9 protein-coding genes are annotated in these 7,838 nt (G+C 46.8%); 7 read left to right on the top strand and 2 right to left on the bottom strand.

Annotated features, from left to right (window positions below; translation table 11 throughout):
• Positions 1-340, top strand: a 340-nt coding sequence (locus tag F6J99_RS37675) for a DUF4332 domain-containing protein (RefSeq protein WP_293120972.1), incomplete at its 5' end; no start/stop codon positions are given.
• Between the two features lie 119 nt (positions 341-459).
• Here the strand turns inward: F6J99_RS37675 and F6J99_RS37680 are convergent.
• Positions 460-1,074 (bottom strand): TetR/AcrR family transcriptional regulator, encoded by a 615-nt coding sequence (locus tag F6J99_RS37680; RefSeq protein ID WP_070396818.1) that lies wholly within the window; start codon positions 1,072-1,074, stop codon positions 460-462.
• 1,006 nt (positions 1,075-2,080) lie between these two features.
• Between F6J99_RS37680 and F6J99_RS37685 the strand changes: the two genes are divergently transcribed.
• From F6J99_RS37685 to F6J99_RS37695, 3 genes are all read left to right on the top strand, one after another.
• On the top strand, positions 2,081-3,703 hold the full coding sequence (locus F6J99_RS37685) for a pitrilysin family protein (RefSeq protein WP_293120974.1): 1,623 nt from the start codon (positions 2,081-2,083) through the stop codon (positions 3,701-3,703).
• 415 nt (positions 3,704-4,118) lie between these two features.
• Complete coding sequence (locus F6J99_RS37690; protein WP_293120976.1) at positions 4,119-5,606, top strand: pitrilysin family protein; 1,488 nt, start codon at positions 4,119-4,121, stop codon at positions 5,604-5,606.
• Between the two features lie 92 nt (positions 5,607-5,698).
• A complete protein-coding gene (locus tag F6J99_RS37695) occupies positions 5,699-6,916 on the top strand; it encodes a glycosyltransferase family 4 protein (RefSeq protein WP_293120978.1) in 1,218 nt (405 codons plus the stop codon).
• Here the strand turns inward: F6J99_RS37695 and F6J99_RS37700 are convergent.
• A complete protein-coding gene (locus F6J99_RS37700; RefSeq protein ID WP_293120980.1) occupies positions 6,913-7,185 on the bottom strand; it encodes a hypothetical protein in 273 nt (90 codons plus the stop codon). The two genes, F6J99_RS37695 and F6J99_RS37700, sit on opposite strands and share 4 nt — an antisense overlap.
• A gap of 15 nt (positions 7,186-7,200) precedes the next feature.
• Here F6J99_RS37700 and F6J99_RS37705 point away from each other — a divergent pair, with 15 nt between their 5' ends.
• From F6J99_RS37705 to F6J99_RS37715, 3 genes are all read left to right on the top strand, one after another.
• Positions 7,201-7,377 (top strand): hypothetical protein, encoded by a 177-nt coding sequence (locus tag F6J99_RS37705; RefSeq protein WP_293120982.1) that lies wholly within the window; start codon positions 7,201-7,203, stop codon positions 7,375-7,377.
• An 89-nt stretch (positions 7,378-7,466) separates the two neighbouring features.
• Complete coding sequence (locus F6J99_RS37710) at positions 7,467-7,661, top strand: hypothetical protein (protein ID WP_293120984.1); 195 nt, start codon at positions 7,467-7,469, stop codon at positions 7,659-7,661.
• Positions 7,615-7,838: hypothetical protein (locus F6J99_RS37715; RefSeq protein WP_293120986.1), on the top strand; the 224-nt coding region annotated here is incomplete at its 3' end. The genes F6J99_RS37710 and F6J99_RS37715, both read left to right, overlap by 47 nt.

Genomic DNA, 7,838 nt, shown 5'->3' on the forward strand with positions numbered 1-7,838 from the left:
TAGGCAGTTGCTCGACAAGGCAAGCACAGGCCAAGCTAAACAAGCGCTAGCTAACCAGTTAAAGGTTAAGACTCAGTACGTCAATAAATGGGTCGCCCTAGCCGATTTAGCTCGTATCCCTAGCATTGGCTGCCAATATTGTGGACTAGTGTTACATGCAGGAATATGCTCTTTAACCCAACTAGCTCAGACTCCCCCTCACCGCTTGCACCAAAATATTTTACGCCTACAGGTAGCAACCATGAAGCGCCGAGACCTTTGTCCTGGTGTTGATCAGGTGGCACGATGGACTAAACAAGCACGAGATTTAGCTATAGCAAAGGGAACAGGGAATAGGTAAAAGGGAACAGGGAACGAAAATTATCACAATTCATAATGGTACTCTATCATCATTGGTGATTTGTATATTGTTAATTGTTATTTGGCAATTTCAATTTGCCATATTTAGGCACTTCTGCTTTATTCCTTAACCAACACTCCATTGAGGAAAATATCAGCAATGCCTTCTGCCATTTCTTGAATCTCTTTGGGGGAGGCATCTGAATCGAGGATGGTATTGTGACTGAAACCAGCAACGGCAAACATGCCTAAGAACACCTGAGCCAAAATCTTGGGGTTCATAGGGCGATAAATGCCTCGCTCAATGGCGGTTTCAAAAAAGGCTTCAGCCACATCGGTCATTTTAATAATCACTTCTGACTGAATGCGATCGCGCAATTCTGGGTGGAATTGGGCTTCCATAAAGCATACTCGCATCAGATCCGCATTCTCACCCATACGCATCATTCGCCGCCGCATCATCTGTGCTACTGCTTTATAGCTGCCCATTTCACTGAGTTCTGTGAGCAAATCGGTGAGAATGTCTACCCAACCCTGGGTGGCGACTTCAATCAGGATGGCCTTTTTGTTTTCAAAATGACGAAATAGGGTACCTTCAGCGACCCCAGCAGTACTGGCTAACTCCCTGGTGGTTGTCCCGTTATAACCTCGACTGGCAAACAAACGTCGTGCTGCTGTCAGGATACGTTGCCTGGTCTCTGTCTCTGACTGAGTTGGCTGATTTATTATTCCCATGGGTGTCAAAATGAAACTTGTAGCGCTATTATCCAAATTGTCCAACACTTCACCCCATAATTGTCAAATTTGAGACAGAGTTGGCTTGAGCTTCTAGTAGTAGGTGATGGTAATCATGCCTTGATTGTGACCAAAAATTTGGGTTTCAAGCTGGCCTTGGCCTATTGGCCACGCGGGGCGCGTTTGGCCAAGCTACTTGAGGTGCCCATAAGCGGGCGATTTTTCCGGAATTTGTCAAGGCAAAGGTTTATAATACAATAATTGTGTAGAAAGCGCACAGGTAGGATTCGTCGGTACTACCTGATTCAATAACGACAATTACGGGCAGGATGCCCGTTCCACGCACGATGCTAGTACACGAGGCGCGAAAAACCTCGCCGGTGCGCTTTCCGTTCTCCTTAGGAGACGCGGGGCGCGTTTCTCCTACGCAGACGCGGGGCGCGAACGGCTAATTAAATTCGCCACGGGTCGCACCGCTAAAACCCATGGGTCTTAACGGATACCGAAAACCAGTAAAGTAGCAAATTCAAAATATATAACGTACCGTGGGGTTAGAAGTTACCGTAAGAAGAGTGGAGCCTTAATCAAAAAGTTTTAACCCTTTTACTCATAGCCGACTAACCATAAAGGCTCCACTCTTCTAAGGTTTCGTCTCCGGCACACGGGAACGAGGGAAGGGAGAAACAGTTATATTAGACACTCCTAGTACCTAGCGCTTAGGGAGATAAGCCCACTGGGATTAGTTAAGTTAGGCTTGATGCTTGGTTGCTGATTGAACGGGTATTTGGCTTGAATATTGCCTTTCAGGATAGCTAATTTTAAGGCGTGTCGTAGAACTAAGAATCCCCGTTCTTACTTCGGCGGGGAGTGTCAAACACTTGATGAAGAGACGCTAGCTTATTAGTTGTTAACCTCACGCCTCCTAAAGGCGGTACCACTACATCCCACCCTAGAAAGCGGTGGGCGTTGTGGGAGAGTTCTGTAAGTTCGTTACTGCCACCCTTGTATGACTAAAAAGAATGGATTGGTCGTGTTTCTCCAGCGTGTTGCGGATCACCTAAGACCACTTCGGTGCTTATTCAAGACAGGATCTATCAAGTCCCTATCGATTATACCTTATCTGGGGGCGGCAATCCTAATCTGGGGAACATTCTCGACTATTGCATTAGCCCGTACTGAAACCCCAGCATCACCCTCAACCTCAATCCAACCCTATCTAGACCGGGTGATCGAACGGGTAACTGAGTTTACCCTGGATAATGGCATGAAGTTCATTGTCCTGGAAAACCACGAAGCACCAGTAGTTTCTCTTCTTACCTATGCCGATGTAGGTGGTGTGGATGAACCGGATGGCAAAACCGGTGTGGCTCACTTCTTAGAACATTTAGCGTTTAAAGGTACCACCCGGATTGGTACTACCAACTATGAGGCAGAAAAAAGTCTGCTGGACAAGTTGGACGAGTTGAAGAAACAAATTAAAGAGTATCAAGCCACTGGGAATGAAGCAGAGGTGGCTAAGTTACAGGAAGAGTTTGCCGAAGTCGAAGCTGAGGCAGCTAAGTATGTCAAGCAAAACGAGTTGGGTCAGATTATTGAGCAATCAGGAGGCGTGGGCTTGAATGCGGCAACGTCTACAGATTATACGGTGTACTTCTACAGCTTGCCATCGAACAAATTAGAGCTGTGGATGTCCCTAGAGTCGGAACGTTTCCTTGAGCCAGTATTTCGAGAATTTTATAAGGAACAAGAAGTAATCCTCGAAGAGCGTCGTCTGCGCACTGATAACTCTCCGATCGGTCAAATGATTGAGGCGTTCTTGGATACTGCCTATACCAAGCACCCTTATCGGCGTCCGGTGATTGGCTACAACAAAGACATTCGCAACCTCACTCGCCAAGATGTCCAGGAGTTTTTTGACACTTACTATAGTCCGAATAACTTAACTGTAGCTATTGCGGGAGACGTGGACCCAAAGCAGGTGAAACGCCTAGCTAAAGTCTACTTTGGACGCTACAACCATCAAGGAGAAATCCCTCAAGTCACTACGGTAGAACCACCACAGTCCGAAACCAAGGAAGTTACCTTGAAATTACCCTCCCAGCCCTGGTACTTGGAAGGATACCATCGACCAGGGATTACCCATCCTGACCATGTGGTTTATGAAATTATGGGCAATTTGCTCAGTGATGGTCGAACCTCTCGCCTATATAAGTCTCTGGTAGAAGGGAAACAAGTAGCCCTATCGGCGGCAGGGTTTAGTGGCTTTCCTGGTGATAAATATCCTAATTTAATGTTGTTCTATGCCCTAACTGCACCGGGACACACGGTAGAAGAGGTGGCAAGTGCATTGGAAGAAGACATTGAAAAGCTCAAAACTGAACTAGTTTCACCCCAAGAATTGGAACGGGTAAAAACTCAGGCAAGGGCTAGCCTATTGCGATCGCTTGATTCCAATATGGGTATGGCCAGAAATTTGGCAACCTATGAGGTCCAAACTGGTGATTGGCGTAACTTGTTTAAGGAAATAGAAGCTATAGAGGCAGTGAGTGCAGCAGACATTCAGCGGGTGGCTCAGGCAACCTTTCGACCAGAAAACCGCACAATTGGACGGATTTTACCAAGTCAGTAACTCAACGGTTCAAGGTTGATCTCAGTTGAAGATATGTCTGACTTGAAGGTTGAATGTTAAAGGTTGAATGTTGTTTTGTTGTTCATGCCCAGGGGTCTGATGTAGGGTAGGTGGTTTGGTTGAAGGGTAAAGGTTCTCATCGGCAACCTTCAACCTTGGCCTATTGGCCACGCGTGCGCGTTCAACCGGTTAACTTTCAACCTTCAACTGGTTAACCTTCAACTGGTTAACCTTCAACCTCCAACTGGTTAACCTTGGCCTATTGGCCACGCGTGCGCGTTCAACCTTCAACCTTCTAACTTTTAACCTTCAACCTTCTAACCTTCAACCTTCTAACCTTGGCCTATTGGCCACGCGTGCGCGAACAACTTGGTAACCAACAACTACTGATCCAATTACCCATCACGAATGACCAATGACCAATCTAAAATCGAAAAGCCAAAATCCCAAATACCTGAAATGGATCGGGCTACTAGTGGTGACAATGCTAGTGGTAGTGCTTGTTTCTCGTCTACCAGCAATAGCTGATACCCCACGCCATTACGATGAATTAGACTTTGACCCGTTACCACCAATTCAGCTACCGGACTACACTCGGTATCAGTTAGATAATGGGATGGTGGTCTATTTGATGGAAGACCATGAATTGCCTTTGGTGAGTGGTATAGCAATGATTCGCACGGGCGATCGCCTTGAGCCTGCTGACAAAATTGGCTTAGCGACTATGGCGGGAGTTGTGATGCGTACTGGGGGTACCACTGAACACTCAGGCAATGATTTAAATGTGCTTTTAGAAGAAAAGGCAGCTTCGGTGGAAACTAGTATTGATACTAGTTCTGGCAGTGCGAGTTTTAGTGCTTTGAGCGAAGATTTGGACTTGGTCTTTGATTTGTTTGCTGAAGTTATTCAAAAGCCCGCCTTTGCACGAGCTAAGCTGGCCCTAGCTAAACAGCAACTAGCGGGACAAATTGCCCGCCGCAATGATGATCCCGGTGATATTGCTTCTCGTGAATTTAGGAAACTGATCTACGGTGACACTAGCCCCTATGCCCGCACGATAGAGTATGAGCATCTAGATAATATCTCTCGTAATGATTTAATCACTTTCTCACAGAAGTATGTGTATCCAGAAAATATGATACTGGGTATTGTGGGGGATTTTGATTCCGAAAAAATGCGATCGCTAATTGAGGAGAAATTTGGGAGTTGGAAATCTGCCTCTGCCCCAGCACAGCCAAAGGTGCCAGACGCATCCCAGGCTCAGTTAGGGGGTATATTTTTTGTGGATCAACCTCAACTGACCCAAAGTAATATTCAAATGGGACATATCGGGGGCAAACTCAATAGCCCTGACTACGCCGCCCTTTCTGTGTTAAATGAGGTGATGAATGGATTTGGGGGCAGACTATTTAACGAAGTGCGATCGCGTCAAGGTCTAGCTTACTCGGTCTACGGGGTTTGGAGTGTTCGCTATGACTATCCAGGTTTGTTTATTGCTGGGGGACAAACTCGCTCTGAAACCACGGTACCCTTTATTAAATCCGTTCTAGATGAAATCCAGAAACTTCGCACTAGTCCGATTAGCTCAGAAGAATTGGCTAAGGCAAAAGAAAGTGTTCTCAACTCCTTTGTGTTCAACTTCCAGAAGCCAGAGCAAACCCTATCTCGGCTGATGCGCTATGAATACTATGGCTACCCAGAGGATTTCATCTTCCGTTATCAAAAGGCAGTCACAGCTACTACCATTGAGGATGTACAGCGGGTTGCCGAACAGTATCTCAAACCTGAGCAGATTGTTACGGTAGTTGTGGGCAATGCTTCCCAAATCAAACCAGCCCTGACTAGCCTTTCCCAGGACATCACCGTCTTAGATATTACGATTCCAGAACCACAAAACAGCTAGTAGATTAATGGCAAATTGTTAATGGTTAATGGTTAATAAAGAAAAAATCGATTCACCATTTGCCACATACAATTTGCCCTTTGCTATTCTCAATGCGTATTCTATTCCTACATCCCAATTTCCCTGCCCAGTTTCGCCACATAGCAACTGCTTTAGCTAAAGATAACCGCAACCAGGTTGTGTTTGGTACCAGGCGCAAGGAAGGGCAACTCCCTGGAGTGCTCAAAGCTCTTTACAATCCCTCTAGGGAAGCACGTCCAGAAACTCACCACTATGTTAGACCCTTAGAAAATGCCGTACTTCAGGGTCAAGGCGTATATCGCTTAGCCAATCAGCTCAAGGCTAAGGGATTTGTTCCTGATGTGGTCTATGGTCATTCGGGTTGGGGACCAACGTTATTTATCAAAGACGCTTTCCCCCAAGCCAGATTACTGTGCTACTTCGAGTGGTTTTATCATGCCCATGGCACAGATGCTGATTTTGATCCATCCGAGCCCCTAAACGCTGACGATGAAGCCCGGATTCGGATGAAAAATGCCCCGATTCTGTTAGACCTAGCCAGTTGCGATCGCGGATTATCTCCCACTTACTGGCAGCGCCAGCAATTTCCAGCGGACTTCCACAACAGAATTACTGTGCGTCATGATGGGGTGGATACCGAGTTCTTTAAACCCAACCCAGGGGCAAAGTTAGTACTAAAACAGATAAACTTAGATTTGTCTGAGGTGGAAGAACTAGTCACTTATGTGGCACGGGGCATGGAACCTTATCGAGGTTTTCCCCAATTGATCGAAGCAATCGGTATCCTTCAGCAGCGACGTCCTAAGTGTCATGTTGTGATTGTCGGGGAAAATCGGGTGGCTTATGGTAAAACCCTACCCGATGGGAAAACTTACAAAGACTTGATGTTAGAAAAAGTACCTCTTGACCTAGACAGAGTCCACTTTACTGGCTTACTTCCTTACTCAGAATACTTACAAGTACTTCAAGCTTCCTCTGTTCATGTTTATCTCACCCGTCCTTTTGTTCTGTCTTGGTCGATGCTAGAATCCCTTTCTACAGGTTGTTTGGTAGTAGCGTCTGATACTCCCCCAGTGACAGAGGTGATTGAAGATGGGATTAATGGTTTGTTAGTAGACTTTTTCTCGCCAGAGGAAATCGCCGATCGGGTTGAGGAAGCTCTCGACCATCCAGAACAGATGGCTGGTATTCGCGCTAAGGCCAGGGAAACTATTCAACAGGGTTATGATTTAAATCAGTTATTATCCCAGCATTTGCAGTGGATACGAGAAAGTGGGTTGAAGGATTAAGGTTGTTCGCGCACCCGTGGCCAATAGGCCAAGGTTATCGGGTTGAATGCGTAGCGTGGCCTTTTGGGCAAGGTTGAACGCGCACCCGTGGCCAATAAGCATAGGTTATCGGGTTGTTCGCGCACCCGTGGCCAACAGGCCAAGGTTGAACGCGCACCCCTGGCCAATAAGCATAGGTTATCGGGTTGTTCGCGCACCCGTGGCCAATAGGCAAAGGTTATCGGGTTGAATGCGTAGCGTGGCCAAAGGCCAAGGTTGAAGGGTAACACTCAACACTAGACCTCTTGCAAAAGAATTTTTCTGATAGTGTTTACGTCAATTCTTGTCCACTGTTCCCTGTTCCCTGTTCCCGACTTCTGCAAGAAGTCTACTCAACACTCAACTTAATCTTGAGAGGAAGATATATCATTGTTAAAGCGTCTGGGATGCTCAAGGGTAATGCAACGCCAGCGGAGCAATAGATTGATAGCAGGTAAGCACACAAGGGTAACAGCGTTGAAGGGAGTAACTGTACTAAACGTGATTCGCTCACCAGACCAAGAATTGGGTCGTGCCAGTAAGGTTGAACCAGTTTTTGCTAAAAGTCCTTAAAAGTGCGGTAGCCCATTTGATCAAAGGCAATCAGAATCGTCAATTGTTTTCCCTCTTTCCTCTTACCTGCTCCCTGCTCCCTGCTCCCGTCTTGATGCAAAGCGCTCATGGGGGAAACCACGGCAGTCGCTCATGGGGGAGACCACGGCAGTAGCTCATGGGGGAGACCACGGCAGTCGCTCATGGTTAGAAGTTACCGTAAGACAGGCTCGCCTTGTCAGCCATGCAAAGCGCGAGTGGGGGAAACCACGGCAGTCGCTCATGGGGGGAACCCCCTTTGGCGGCGCTGCCTTCCCAAGACCGCGCAAATCACGCTAATCAATAAGTTTTA

The sequence above is a fragment of the Moorena sp. SIO4G3 genome (genome assembly GCF_010692305.1).
Taxonomy (GTDB): Bacteria; Cyanobacteriota; Cyanobacteriia; order Cyanobacteriales; family Coleofasciculaceae; genus Moorena; species Moorena producens_A.

Coding starts and splice junctions, on each gene's coding strand:
- F6J99_RS37680 (WP_070396818.1), bottom strand. CDS start 1,074: ATGGGAATAATAAATCAGCCAACTCAGTCAGAGACAGAGACCAGGCAA.
- F6J99_RS37690 (WP_293120976.1), top strand. CDS start 4,119: ATGACCAATCTAAAATCGAAAAGCCAAAATCCCAAATACCTGAAATGG.
- F6J99_RS37685 (WP_293120974.1), top strand. CDS start 2,081: ATGACTAAAAAGAATGGATTGGTCGTGTTTCTCCAGCGTGTTGCGGAT.
- F6J99_RS37695 (WP_293120978.1), top strand. CDS start 5,699: ATGCGTATTCTATTCCTACATCCCAATTTCCCTGCCCAGTTTCGCCAC.